The 12,104-nt window shown below is 71.3% G+C and carries 10 protein-coding genes; 8 read left to right on the plus strand and 2 right to left on the minus strand.

What is annotated here, in order from left to right:
• Nucleotides 1-97 precede the first annotated feature (97 nt).
• From AB0J16_RS22490 to AB0J16_RS22520, 7 genes are all read left to right on the plus strand, one after another.
• Nucleotides 98-1,981, plus strand: coding sequence for a hypothetical protein (locus AB0J16_RS22490; protein WP_358542461.1), 1,884 nt, complete (start codon nt 98-100; stop codon nt 1,979-1,981).
• A gap of 162 nt (nt 1,982-2,143) precedes the next feature.
• Entirely contained in the window at nt 2,144-3,850 is a 1,707-nt protein-coding gene (locus AB0J16_RS22495) for an IlvD/Edd family dehydratase (RefSeq protein WP_358542463.1), read from the plus strand.
• A 70-nt stretch (nt 3,851-3,920) separates the two neighbouring features.
• Nucleotides 3,921-5,552: a glucose-6-phosphate isomerase gene (pgi, locus tag AB0J16_RS22500; RefSeq protein WP_358542466.1), complete on the plus strand. Its 1,632-nt coding sequence runs from the start codon at nt 3,921-3,923 to the stop codon at nt 5,550-5,552.
• Between the two features lies 1 nt (nt 5,553).
• On the plus strand, nt 5,554-6,927 hold the full coding sequence (gene zwf, locus AB0J16_RS22505) for a glucose-6-phosphate dehydrogenase (protein ID WP_358542469.1): 1,374 nt from the start codon (nt 5,554-5,556) through the stop codon (nt 6,925-6,927).
• A 66-nt stretch (nt 6,928-6,993) separates the two neighbouring features.
• Nucleotides 6,994-9,090 (plus strand): alpha-galactosidase, encoded by a 2,097-nt coding sequence (locus AB0J16_RS22510; protein WP_358542472.1) that lies wholly within the window; start codon nt 6,994-6,996, stop codon nt 9,088-9,090.
• 24 nt (nt 9,091-9,114) lie between these two features.
• On the plus strand, nt 9,115-9,468 hold the full coding sequence (locus AB0J16_RS22515) for a spore germination protein GerW family protein (protein ID WP_358542474.1): 354 nt from the start codon (nt 9,115-9,117) through the stop codon (nt 9,466-9,468).
• Nucleotides 9,469-9,498: 30 nt separating this feature from the next.
• On the plus strand, nt 9,499-10,134 hold the full coding sequence (locus tag AB0J16_RS22520; RefSeq protein WP_358542476.1) for a LysE family translocator: 636 nt from the start codon (nt 9,499-9,501) through the stop codon (nt 10,132-10,134).
• 44 nt (nt 10,135-10,178) lie between these two features.
• Here AB0J16_RS22520 and AB0J16_RS22525 read toward each other — a convergent pair whose 3' ends face one another.
• Entirely contained in the window at nt 10,179-10,901 is a 723-nt protein-coding gene (locus AB0J16_RS22525; RefSeq protein WP_358542478.1) for a VIT1/CCC1 transporter family protein, read from the minus strand.
• Nucleotides 10,902-11,017: 116 nt separating this feature from the next.
• Here AB0J16_RS22525 and AB0J16_RS22530 point away from each other — a divergent pair, with 116 nt between their 5' ends.
• Nucleotides 11,018-11,200 carry a hypothetical protein gene (locus AB0J16_RS22530; protein ID WP_358542481.1) on the plus strand — a complete coding sequence of 61 codons (183 nt, stop codon included), beginning with the start codon at nt 11,018-11,020 and terminating at the stop codon, nt 11,198-11,200.
• 53 nt (nt 11,201-11,253) lie between these two features.
• Here AB0J16_RS22530 and AB0J16_RS22535 read toward each other — a convergent pair whose 3' ends face one another.
• Nucleotides 11,254-11,916 (minus strand): hypothetical protein, encoded by a 663-nt coding sequence (locus AB0J16_RS22535; protein WP_358542484.1) that lies wholly within the window; start codon nt 11,914-11,916, stop codon nt 11,254-11,256.
• Between the last annotated feature and the right edge of the window lie 188 nt (nt 11,917-12,104).

A 12,104-nucleotide genomic window follows, 5' to 3' on the forward strand; every position in this document is an offset into this window, starting at 1 on the left:
CCTCATTCGGTTAGCATCCGTCATATCGGTGGGGGGCCGCAGTCACTGGAAGTGCGCACGAACGCGCATTGCCAAAAACGGGGTGCGGAGGACGCCGGTGGGTGGATCGCGGGGATTGGCCGTACACGACGACATAGAGATGTCGTTGCTGTCGGGAGAGCACGCACTGTATGGGGAAGGCAGCCTGCGGGCGGCGCGGCGCTGGTTCGAGACCGCCCATCGGGAGGCCGAACGACACGGCGACGTGGACGGGATGGCGCGGGCGGCGCTCGGGCTGGGTGGGCTGTGGGTGCACGAGCACCGCACGGCCGCCGAGGCGGCCGCGGTGCGCGCGCGCCAGCGCCAGGCTCTGGCGCTGGTCGAGCCGCGCTCCTCACTGGGGTTACGGCTGCGGGTACGGCTGGCCGGCGAGGACGACTACCGCTCTGGAGGGTACGAGGCGATCCTGGCCATGGTCGATGAGGCCAGGCAGGCCGGTGACCCCGTCACGCTGGCCGAGGCGCTGAGCCTGGCCCACCACTGCGTTCTGGGACCCGAGCACGGCGCCCTGCGCCTGGCGCTGGCCGAGGAGCTGATCGAGCAGGCGCCGCGGACCGGGCGGCGCGGCGATCTGCTGATGGGGCTGCTCTGGCGGACCGTCGACCTGGTGCTGGCCGCCGACCCCCACGCCGAGCGGGCGCTGGTGGAGCTGCGCGGCCTGCTGTCCAGGGAGGACCACCTGGCGGTCGGGTTCGTCGTGGACGCGATGGAGGTCATGCTCGGCATCAGGAGCGGCCGGCTGGCGGAGGCCGAGGCGATGGCCGGAGCCTGCGCCGACCGGGGCGCGGCGGCCGGCGACATCGACAGCGCGGGCTGGTACGCCGGCCAGCTCGCGACCCTCCGTTGGTACCAGGGACGCGCCGCCGAACTCGTCCCCATGCTGGCGGATCTGGTCAACTCGCCGGATCTCAGCGCGGTGGACAGCTCGTTGTGGGCGGTGCTCGCGGTGTCGGCGGCCACCGCGGGGGACCGGCGGCTGGCGGAGGGGGCGCTGGCCCGGCTACGCGTCCGGGACCTGGCGGCGCTGCCCCGCTCCAGCACCTGGCTCATCTCGATGTACGGCGCGGCCGAGGCGGCGTACCTGCTCGGCGACGCCGACACGGCGGCCGAGGTCCATGCCGTGCTCTCCCCGTTCGAGCGGCTGCCCGTCGTCGTCAGCCTGGGTGTCACCTGCCTCGGCTCGGTCCGCCACTCTCTCGGCGTGGCCATGCTGACCTGCGGCGAGACGGACAAGGCGATCGCCTATCTGCGGGCCGCCGTGCACGACAACCTCGCCCTGGGGCACTGGCCCGCCGTCGCGCTCTCCCGCCTGCGGCTCGGCCAGGCCCTGCGCGGGACCGAGGAGTCGCGCAGGGTCCTGGCGCTGGCCCGGCAGGAGGCCGCGTCGCTGGGCATGACGCTGCCCGACGACGGCCCGGCGGCCCCGGCGGAGGTCGTATGCGCGCGCCAGGGCCGCAAGTGGCGGATCGAGCTGGCCGGCCGGACCGTGCTCGTCGACCACATCGTGGGCATGGCCCACCTGGCGACCCTGCTGGCCAACCCCGGCCGCGAGATCCCGGCCGTGGACCTGGCCGCGGGGGCGGCGGCGAGCGAGGCGGCGGAGTCGGCCCAGCCGGTGCTGGACGAGCAGGCCAGGCAGACCTACAAGCGGCGGCTGTCCGGGCTGCAGGCCGAGATCGACGAGCTGGAGACGATGCACGACCTGCAGCGGGCCGCCACGCTGCGGGCCGAGCGCGACTGGCTGATCGACGAGCTGGCCGCCGCCACCGGGCTGGCCGGGCGGGCGCGCCAGTTCGCCGGCAGCGAGGAACGGGCCAGGATCGCCGTGGGCAAGGCCATCAGGCGGGCCCTGGTGCGCATCGGCGAGGCCGACCCGGTCATCGCGGAGCGGCTGCGGTCGGCCGTACAGATGGGGGTGCGATGCAGCTATCACCCAGTGTGACGTGGAACAGCATGGAACTGGATGGAACGCCTAAAAGGTGTATCCACCCTGGACCGTGATCTCACGCTTAGGCGGCCAGTGAGATCACGCCCCCCGGCGGCCCGTGTCCCTGTGCGGGCCGCCGGTTTCATCCCCAAAATGGCGGGATGTCAGGATGAGGGCATGCCGCTCCGCAGCTCCCGCTGGTACTCAGGTCAAGACCGCAACTCCTACATCCATCGCGCCTGGATGCGCCGCGGCCTGCCGGAGGCCGCGTTCGACGGGGACCGGCCGCACATCGCGATCGCCAACACCGCCTCCGACCTCACCCCGTGCAACTCCCATCTCGACGAGGTGGCCGACAGCGTCAAGCAGGGCGTGTGGGCGGCCGGCGGCGTCCCGCTCAACCTGCCCGTCGTCTCCCTCGGCGAGACGAACGTCCGGCCGACCGCGATGCTCTGGCGCAACCTGGCCGCCATGGCCACCGAGGAGATGCTGCGCGCCAACCCGATCGACGGCGTGGTGCTGCTCGGCGGCTGCGACAAGACCATCCCGTCGCTGCTGATGGCCGCCGCATCGGTGGACCTGCCCGCCCTGGTGGTGCCCGGCGGCCCGATGCTGACCGGCCACTTCCGCGGTGTCCCGCTCGGCTGCGGCACCGACGTGTGGCGGCTGAGCGAGGAGGTACGCGCGGGGACGCTCTCCCGCGAGGCGTTCCTCCGCTCCGAGTCGTCCATGATCCGCAGTCGTGGCCACTGCAACACGATGGGCACCGCCTCGACCATGGCCTGCATGGCCGAGGCCCTCGGCATGACCCTCCCCGGCACGGCGGGCACCCCCGCACCCGACAGCAGGCTGCTCGAACGCTCCCACGAGAGCGGCCGGCTCGCCGTCGAGCTGGTACGGCGCGAACTGCGGCCGAGCCAGGTGATGACCAGGGGATCGTTCCTCAACGCGATCGTGACGCTGGCCGCGATCGGCGGCTCCACCAACGCCGTCGTCCACCTGCTGGCCATCGCCGGGCGCCTCGGCGTGGAGCTGGGGCTGGACGACTTCGACCGGACCGGCAGGGGAGTGCCGCTGCTGGTCGACCTGCAGCCCGCGGGCCGGCACCTGATGGACGACCTGTTCAGGGCGGGCGGGCTGACGGCCGTACTGAAGGAGGTCGAGGACCTGCTCGACCCGGCGGCGGTCACCGTCAGCGGCCGGCCGCTCGTGGAACACCTCGCCGAGGCGGAGATCTGGGACGAGAGCGTCATCCGCCGGCGCGCCGACCCGCTGCTGCCCGAGGCCGGGATCGCGGTGCTGCGCGGCAACCTCGCGCCGGACGGCGCGGTGATCAAGCCCGCCGCCGCCTCACCCGAGCTGCTGAACCACCGCGGCCGGGCCGTCGTGTTCGACAGCGTCGAGGATCTCAACGCCCGGCTCGACTCGCCGGACCTGGACGTCGACGAGACCTCGGTCCTGGTGCTGCGCGGCTGCGGGCCCAAGGGCTACCCCGGCATGCCCGAGCTGGGCAACCTGCCGCTGCCCGCGAAACTGCTGGCCAAGGGCGTACGCGACATGGTCCGCATCAGCGACGCCCGGATGAGCGGCACCGCGTACGGCACGGTCGTCCTGCACACCGCGCCCGAGGCGGCGGCCGGCGGGCCGCTCGCGCGGGTGCGGACCGGCGACCCCATCGTGCTGGACGTCGCGGCCAGGCGGCTCTACGTCGACATCCCCGACGCCGAACTGGCCGCCAGGGAACCGGTCGTCAACGGGCACGCCGCCCCGCCCCGCGGCTGGGAGCGCCTGTACGTCGACCACGTCATGCAGGCCGACAAGGGGGCGGACCTGGACTTCCTCACAGGTTCGAGCGGCGATGCCGTGGGCAGGGAATCCCACTGACCTGGAGACCCGCGCGATATCTTGCCTGATACGGGACTAGTGTGATCGTTTGACGGCACGAGGAGGACGAGTGGGCGGCGACATCACCCAGAGCCAAGAGTGGGCGGCACTGGACAAGCACCACGGGGAGCTGGCGGGCAAGCAGCTGCGCGAGCTGTTCGCGGAGGATCCCGGCCGCGCCGAGCGGATGACGCTGACCGCCGGTGACCTCTACCTCGACTACGCCAAGCACCGCGCCACGGACGAGACGATCGACCTGCTCGCCCAGCTGGCCGAGCGAGCCGGGCTGCGCGACCGGATCGCCGCGATGTTCCGGGGCGAGCACATCAACGTCAGCGAGGACCGGGCCGTCCTGCACGTCGCGCTGCGTATGAGCCGGGAGGCCAAGCTGGAGGTCGACGGCCAGGACGTCATCGCCGACGTGCACGCCGTACTCGACAAGATGAGCGCCTTCGCCGACCGGGTCCGCTCCCGTGACTGGACGGGCGCCACCGGGCAGCCGATCACCACCGTGGTCAACATCGGCATCGGCGGCTCCGACCTCGGCCCGGCCATGGCCTACGAGGCGCTGCGCGACTACGCCGACGCCGGCATCGCGGCCAGGTTCGTCTCCAACATCGACCCGGCCGACATCACCGGCAACCTGGCCGGCCTGGACCCGGCGAGCACGCTGGTCGTGGTCAGCTCCAAGACGTTCACCACCTTGGAGACGCTGACCAACGCCAAGGTCGCCCGGCAGTGGCTCGTCGACGCGCTCGGCGAGGACGCCGTGTCGCAGCACTTCGTGGCCGTCTCGACCAACGCCGAGAAGGTCGCCGAGTTCGGCATCGACACCGCCAACATGTTCGGCTTCTGGGACTGGGTCGGCGGCCGCTACTCCTACGACGGCGCCATCGGCCTGTCCCTGATGATCGCGATCGGGCCCGAGCGGTTCCGCGAGATGCTGGCCGGGTTCCGCGCCATGGACCAGCACTTCCGCACCGCGCCGTTCAAGGCCAACATGCCGGTGCTGCTCGGCCTGCTCGGCGTCTGGTACAACGACTTCTTCGGCGCCCAGACCCGGGCCGTCCTGCCCTACAGCCAGCGGCTGCACCGCTTCCCCGCCTACCTGCAGCAGCTCACCATGGAGTCCAACGGCAAGTCCGTACGCGCCGACGGCACGCCCGTCACGACCGACACGGGCGAGATCTTCTGGGGCGAGCCGGGCACCAACGGCCAGCACGCCTTCTACCAGCTGCTGCACCAGGGCACCCGGCTGGTGCCCGCCGACTTCATAGGGTTCGCCGAGCCGTTCGAGGACCGCGAGGGCATGCACGACCTGCTCAACGCGAACCTGTTCGCGCAGACCTCCGCGCTGGCCTTCGGCAAGACGGCCGAGGAGATCGCCGGCGAGGGCACGCCGCCCGACATCGTGCCGCACAAGGTGATGCCCGGCAACCGGCCCACCTCCACGATCCTGGCCACCAAGCTCACCCCGTCCACGCTCGGCCAGCTCGTGGCCCTGTACGAGCACGCGACGTTCGTCGAGGGCACCATCTGGGGCATCGACTCCTTCGACCAGTGGGGCGTCGAGCTGGGCAAGAAGATGGCGCTCGACCTCGCGCCCGCGCTCACCTCGGAGGAGCCACCGACGCACTTCCCGGACGCCTCCACCGAAGGGCTCGTCCGGCGCTACCGCGAGCTGCGCGGAAGGCGGGTCTGAGGTGGGGGCGACCAAGGCCGCGGGCGCGCTCGTCCTGTTCGGCATCACCGGCGACCTCGCGCGCAAGATGGTCCTGCCCGCCCTCTACCAGCTCACCGCCAAGGGCGAGCTCGATCTGCCGATCATCGGCGTGGCCAAGACCGACCTGGACCTCGACGGGCTGCGCGAGCACGCCCGCGCGGCCTGCGGCGGGGCGCGCGACGCGGCGTTCGAGAAGCTGGCGGGCAACCTGCGGCTGGTGGCGGGCGACTACCGCGACCCCACCACCTACACCCGGCTCCGCGAGGAGCTGGAGGGCAAGGGCTTCCTGGTCCATTACCTGGCCGTGCCGCCCGCGCTGTTCTCGGTCGTGGCCGAGGGGCTGGCCGGGGAGGGCCTCAACAGGGACGCCAGGCTCGTCGTGGAGAAGCCGTTCGGCAGCGACCTGGACTCGGCCCGGGGGCTCAACGCCGAGCTGCTGAAGTATTTCGACGAGGACCACCTGCGCCGGGTCGACCACTTCCTGGGCAAGGAGCCGGTCGAGGACCTCATGGTGTTCCGGTTCGCCAACATGCTGGTCGAGCCCATCTGGAACCGCAACTACGTCCGCAGCGTGCAGATCACCATGGCCGAGGACTTCGACGTGGCCGACCGGGGCGCCTTCTACGACGCCAACGGCGCCATCCGCGACGTCGTCCAGAACCACCTGCTGCAACTCCTCGCCATCCTGGCCATGGACCCGCCGCCGTCCAAGGACGCCCGCGCCCAGCTGGACGAGAAGTGGCGGGTGCTGCGCGCCGTCGAGGCCATCAAGCCCGTCGACGTGGTCCGCGGCCAGTACGAGGGCTACCTCGACACCGAGGGCGTCAAGAAGGGTTCGACCACCGAGACGTTCGTCGCGCTGCGCGCCTACATCGAGAACTGGCGATGGGCCGGGGTGCCGTTCTGCATCCGGGCCGGCAAGGCGCTGCCGGTGACCGACCTGGAGATCGTCGCCGAGCTGCGCAAGCCGCCGATCTCGCTGTTCCCGCACGACCCGCACCTGAACCCCAACCTGATCAGGTTCCGGCTGCAGCCCGACGCCGGGGTGACCTTCGACGTGCTGGCCAAGGAGCCCGGCAAGCAACGCACCCGGCAGGTGCCGGTGAGCGTCGACTTCACCAAGGTGCTCGGGCCGATGGAGGCCGCCTACGAGCGGATCCTGGCCGATGCGGTGAGCGGCGATCCGCTGCGGTTCGCCAGGTTCGACCTGGTGGACGAGTCGTGGCGGATCGTCCAGCCGATCCTCGACCTGCCGGACCCGCCGCTGCCGTACGCGAAGGGCACCTGGGGGCCCAAGGCGGCCGAGAAGATCGCGCCCGGCGGGTGGCACGAGATCTCGACCACCTTCGACTGATCCCGCGCGGGCGGGCGGCGATGAGTGGCATTGACGGCGGGGCCGATAGGTCCGACGATCGCAGGCATGCCCCTCATCCCTGTTCCCGCCCACGCGCACACATGGGCGGCAGTCACCCGCGATACCTCCTATGTCTTCGGGGTGGAAACCGGCGACGACACTCGGATTGCGCAGTGGTACTGGGGGCCCCGGTTACCCGCCGGGGCCCTCGGCCAGGTCGCCGAGCACGACCCCGGCTGGATCGTCACCGGCTTCCTCGACCCCGACGACGCGACGGAGATGCTGCCCGTCGACGGCGGCCGCCGCTGGGGCGTGCCCTCGCTCCAGGCCGTCTACGAGGGCGGGGTCCGCTCCGTCGAACTCGGCTTCGAGGACGCCGTCCTCGGTGAGAACGAGGTGGAGGTGGTCCTGCGCGACCACGCCTACGGCCTCCGGGTGGGCCTGCATGTACGGGTCTTCGACGATTGCGACGTCATCGAGCGCTGGGTGGACGTCACCAACGAGTCGGCCGCGCCCCTGCGGCTGCGGCGGCTCGACTCGGGCAGTTGGGTGATCCCCGAACAGGCCGGTTTCCGCTACACCGGCGCCGCCGGAGGCTGGGGCCGCGAGACTCGGCTCCAAAGCGGCGAGCTGCCGGCGGGGGAGACCACCTTCGGCAGCAGGACCGGCACCACCTCGCACAAGGCCAACCCGTGGATCATGCTCGGCGACGCCACCGAGGACACCGGCGACCTCTGGACCGTCGCGCTCGCCTGGAGCGGCTCGTGGCGGATCACCACGCAGCGCCGCCCCGAGGGCGACGTCGCGGTGAGCGCCGGATTCGGCCACGAGGGCCTGACCTGGCCACTCGGTCCCGGCCAGTCGCTGCGCACCCCCTCCGCGCTCGGCCTGCACACCTCCGGCGGCTACGGCGCGGCCAGCCGGGCCTGGCACGACTACGCCCGCAAGCACGTCCTGCCCAGACCCGAAGAGGAACGGCCGGTCCTGTACAACTCGTGGGAGGCCACCGGGTTCGACGTCACCGAGGCCGGCCAGCTGGACCTGGCCCGCCGGGCGGCCGACCTCGGCGTGGAGCTGTTCGTGGTGGACGATGGCTGGTTCGGCGCCCGCACCGATGACACGCGCGGGCTCGGCGACTGGTGGCCCAACCCCGAGCGCTTTCCGCACGGCCTGCGGTCGCTCTTCCAGGGCGTACGCGACCTGGGCCTGCTCGCCGGGCTCTGGGTCGAGCCCGAGATGGTCAACCCCGACAGCGACCTGTACCGCAAGAACCCCGACTGGGTGCTGCACTACCCGGAACGCCGCCGCGACACCATGCGCAACCAGCTCGTGCTCAACTACGCCCGCGACGACGTGCGCGAGTGGGCGCTCGGCTGGCTCGACCAGCTCGTCCGCGAGTACGGCCTGGACTACCTCAAATGGGACATGAACCGCAGCTTCAGCCAGGCAGGTTGGGCCGAGGGCGGCGACCTGCTCTGGATCGAGCACACCAGGGGCGTCTACGCGATCATGGACGAGCTGCGCGGGTGCCATCCGGGGCTCCGCATCGAGTCGTGCTCGGGCGGTGGCGGCCGGGCCGATTTCGGCATGCTCCGCCGTACGGACCAGGTGTGGACCTCCGACAACACCGACGCCCGCGACCGGCAGGTGATCCAGCGGGGCTTCTCCTTCCTCTACCCGGCCGGCGCCATGTCGTGCTGGGTGACCGACAGCCCCAACCTTCTCACCAACCGGGAGGTGCCGCTGCGCTACCGCTTCCACGTGGCCATGGCGGGCACGCTCGGCGTCGGCGGCGACCTCACCCGTTGGAGCGCCGCGGAGCTCGACGAGGCCAGGCGGCTCATCGCCGACTACAAGGCGGTCCGCCCAGTGATCCAGCACGGCGCGCTGCACCGGCTGGCCGGTAGGCCCGGTGAGACCGCCTCCGCCGCCCAGTACACGCTCGGCGACCAGGTGGTCGTGCTCGCCTACAACCCGTTCGCGCTGGACAAGCAGCCGCCCCGGCGGCTCCGGCTGGCCGGGCTCGACCCGTCGGCCGTCTACGAGGGGCCCGGCGGCTCCTGGTACGGCGCCACGCTGATGCACCACGGCCTCACCCTGCCCACGTGGTTCCACTCCGGCGCCGACTACCGCAGCGAGATGGTGGTGTTGCGGCGGGTCTAGGGCCAGCATGTGGGGATGGACATCATGGAATTAGTCGAACGCGCGAAGGACTCCGCGACCGTCAAGCGGGTCTTCGGCGACCCGATCCAGCAGGACGGCGTCACGGTCATCCCCGTCGCCCGGGTCGTCCAGGGCGGCGGCGGAGGAATGGGCAGGCAGGAAGTCTCCGTGGATCCGGACGCCGCGCCCGGCGGCGAAGGCAGCGGCGGCGGATTCGGTCTCAGCGCCACTCCCGCCGGGGTGTTCGTGGTCAAGGACGGCGACGTCCGCTGGCAGCCGGCGGTCGACGTCAACCGCATCGTCATCGGCGGCCAGATCGTGGCCGTCGTGCTGCTGCTGACCATCCGATCGATCCTCAAGAAAAGCCGCAAGAGCTGATTTTTGCCTGTTTTTAGTAGCGTGAGCGTCATGACCTCTGTGACGCAAGTGCTGGCTTTCGGCGGTGTGGTGATGCTCGGGGCCATGTCCCCAGGGCCCGACTTCGCCGTCGTCGTACGGCGCTCGGCGATCTCCGGTCGCCTGTACGGCATGGCGGCGGCCCTGGGCATCTCGATCGGCGTGTTCGCCTGGGTGGTGGCCGCGGCGACCGGCGTCGCCGCGCTGCTGGCGGCCTCGGCGATGGCGTTCACCGTGGTCAAGGTCCTCGGGGCCGCCTACCTGCTGTTCCTGGGCGTCAAGGCATGGCGCGCCGCCCTGCGCAAGGGCGGCGGGCTGGAGCTGGAGTCGCTGGACCCGGGGAAGCGGAGCGCGTGGGCGGCCTTCGTCGAGGGACTGCTGACGAACGCGCTCAACCCCAAGGCGGCGCTGTTCTTCGTGGCGCTCGTGCCGCAGTTCGTCAGCGAGGGCGCGTCCCTGGGCGACACGCTAACGCTGTCGGTCATCGCGCTGGCGCTGACCGTGCTGTGGTTCCTCCTGGTGGCCAACATCGTGGGAGCGCTGCGCAAGGTCTTCGCCAGGCCGGCGGTACGGAAGGCGGTCGACGGGCTGACGGGCGCGGCCCTCATCGCCCTCGGCGTCAACCTGGCCGCCGCCAGCCGCCCATAGCCCTTCGAGACAGCCGGTCTATGGGACGGCGGCTTTATGAGGCTTTATGAGACGGTGACGCCCAGTAGGTGGCCCAGGCCGAACGTCACGGCGGCGGCCCCAGCGCCCAGCGCGAGCTGGCGCAGGCCGCCCAGCCACCACGGGCGGGCCGTCATCCGCGCCACCGCCGCACCGAACACGAACAGCGCCACCAGGCTCAGCACCAGCGCCACCGCCAGCCCCGACGCCCCGAACAGGAACGGCGCCAGCGGCACCACCGCCCCGGCCGCGAACGCGCAGAACGACGACCCGGCCGCGAGGTACGGCGACGGCAGATCGGCGGGATCGACGCCCAGCTCCTCACGCACATGCACCCGCAACGCCTGCTCGGGATCCGCCGACAGCCCGGCCGCCACCCGCGCCGCCAGGTCGGCGTCCAGGCCGCGGGCCCGGTAGATCGCGGTCAGCTCGGCCAGCTCGCCTTCGGGGTCGCGGGCCAGCTCGCGGCGCTCCACGGCGATCTCGGCCCGCATCAGCTCCGTCTGCGACTTCACGGAGGTGTACTCACCCGCCGCCATCGAGCACGCGCCTGCGATCAACCCCGCGAACCCGGCGAGCACCGCCCCACGGCCCGCCCCCGCCGCCCCGACGACTCCGGCGATCAATGCGAAATTGGACACCAGTCCATCCATCGCCCCGAACACCGCCGGCCGCAACCAGCCACCGGTCACGTCGCGATGGCTGTGGTGCCTCTCGGGAGAGTACGGTCGGTCGAGCTCGATGGTCATGAAAAATCCTCCGCCTCAATAACGCCTTAGTACGAAATTTAGGCAGATGTCACGATGATCCGCAACGAAGGGGAGGCTTCCCTGACCTGCGACGAAGCAGCAGGCTGCGAACAAGTGTGCGGGTGTCGCGGAGGGCCGGGCGGGCGTGCGAGACTCGGCCCTATGACCCGTGGGTCGAGGTGCTGGAGCTGGGAGCGGGCGGCTACGAGGTGACCGCTCGGGCTGGGGCGGGGGAGAAGGTGGCGATCTCCGATCCGTTCGCCGCGTCCTTCGACCCGGCATGCCTGCTCGACTCCTGATTCGATCCGCTGGGGAAGCGTGGCGCATCCCCAGGGGCCGGGTCAGACAGAGGTCAGATGCGGACAGGGGTGGCTGGCTCCGGGGCGGTGTGGGTGTCGATGCCGCGGATCAGGGCCTCGCAGTCCGCGATGGCGCCTGTCAGCAGGTCCCGCAGCAGGGTGTCCGGGTCCGGGATGCAGGCCTGGACGATGCCCACCACCGAGAGCTGCACCGCGTTCGGCGCCGCGTACCGGCGGAAGCCCTTCTCCGTGATCCGGGCCGCCCGGCTGAAGCGCCTGGCCTGCTCCGCCGCGTGCGGGACCAGCGCCATCGCCAGCTGGCTCTCCTCGCTCAGCGGGACCGTGCTGAACCGGCCGGACGGGACGCCGTCGAGCCTGGCCAGCATCTCCTCGGCCGCCAGCACCGACACCGCGAGTGCCAGCTGACGCTCGGCCGCCGAGACCGGCAGCGCCGTCGTCGCGCACCGCAGCGCGATCCGGGCGTCCACCCGGAGGTCGTCGGCGTTCAGGTCGATGATCGAGGGAACGAGACCCACGAGGCGGGCCCGGTTCGCGTCGCTGGTGTTGTCGTTGACCAAGCGGGCGAGCGCGGCCAGCAGTGGGTGCGTGCAGGCCGGGTGGTCGCTCCACCGCTCTCCGGCTAGGTAGGACGCCAGTTCCATGAAGCAGGCGCCGCGCTTCGGGTTGCGATGCCTGCCGCGTGACAGAACCGGCATGTGATCAAGCTGATTGTCCACGGGGTGCTCCACTGCTCCACGGGATGCTGCTCTACGGGATCGCCGTCTTTCCAGTCTGCGCTGATAACAGCAACAACGCCAGTGATGGGGGATTTTGCCTCCCCTGGAGCCTGCCCGGCGGGCGCGGGCGCACACCTGAGGTAACAGGGATGCCACCTTTGTGGATC

It is taken from the genome of Nonomuraea sp. NPDC049750 (assembly GCF_040659625.1).
Taxonomy (GTDB): domain Bacteria; phylum Actinomycetota; class Actinomycetes; order Streptosporangiales; family Streptosporangiaceae; genus Nonomuraea.

Excerpts from the sequence above, each read along its gene's own strand:
- AB0J16_RS22520 (WP_358542476.1), top strand. The coding sequence starts at position 9,499 with ATGACCTCTGTGACGCAAGTGCTGGCTTTCGGCGGTGTGGTGATGCTC.
- AB0J16_RS22525 (WP_358542478.1), bottom strand. The coding sequence starts at position 10,901 with ATGACCATCGAGCTCGACCGACCGTACTCTCCCGAGAGGCACCACAGC.
- AB0J16_RS22535 (WP_358542484.1), bottom strand. The coding sequence starts at position 11,916 with ATGCCGGTTCTGTCACGCGGCAGGCATCGCAACCCGAAGCGCGGCGCC.
- AB0J16_RS22495 (WP_358542463.1), top strand. The coding sequence starts at position 2,144 with ATGCCGCTCCGCAGCTCCCGCTGGTACTCAGGTCAAGACCGCAACTCC.
- AB0J16_RS22515 (WP_358542474.1), top strand. The coding sequence starts at position 9,115 with ATGGAATTAGTCGAACGCGCGAAGGACTCCGCGACCGTCAAGCGGGTC.
- AB0J16_RS22510 (WP_358542472.1), top strand. The coding sequence starts at position 6,994 with ATGCCCCTCATCCCTGTTCCCGCCCACGCGCACACATGGGCGGCAGTC.